The 485-nt window shown below is 66.2% G+C and carries 1 protein-coding gene; it reads left to right on the top strand.

Translation table 11 applies throughout. The features are described 5' to 3' along the window. The coding region (locus ENZ75_RS33915) for an ABC transporter permease (RefSeq protein WP_206617195.1) at positions 1-485 on the top strand (485 nt) is incomplete at both ends.

The raw sequence follows: 485 nt of genomic DNA, 5'->3' as shown, positions 1-485 counted from the left end.
CATCCGTGGCGCGCAGATGAAGCTCGGCCGTGGCCATGCCGTCAACCCGGCGGCGATTTTCAACCAGATCGACCGTATGGGCGTCGGCGCCATTCCGGTGGTGGTGCTGATGTCGGCGATCGTCGGCGCCATCGTCGCCCAGCAGGGCGCCTATCAGCTCAGCTATTTCGGCGCCGATATCTTCGTCGTCGACCTCGTCGGCGTGCTGATCCTGCGCGAACTCGGCGTGCTGATGACGGCGATCATGATCGCCGGCCGCTCCGGCAGCGCGATCACCGCCGAGATCGGCTCGATGAAGATGCGCGAGGAGGTCGACGCGCTGAAGGTCATCGGGCTCAACCCGATCGGCGTCCTGGTCTTTCCGCGGCTCGTGGCGCTGGTCATCGCCTTGCCGTGCCTGACCATCATCGCCAATTTCGCCGCACTCGGCGGCGGCATCCTGGCTGCCTGGCTCTATTCCGACATCCCGCCCGCCGCCTTCATCG

The sequence above is a fragment of the Mesorhizobium sp. M7A.F.Ca.CA.002.04.1.1 genome, from assembly GCF_004022805.1.
Classification (GTDB): domain Bacteria; phylum Pseudomonadota; class Alphaproteobacteria; order Rhizobiales; family Rhizobiaceae; genus Mesorhizobium; species Mesorhizobium ciceri.
This window is presented reverse-complemented; position numbering and strand designations above follow the sequence as displayed.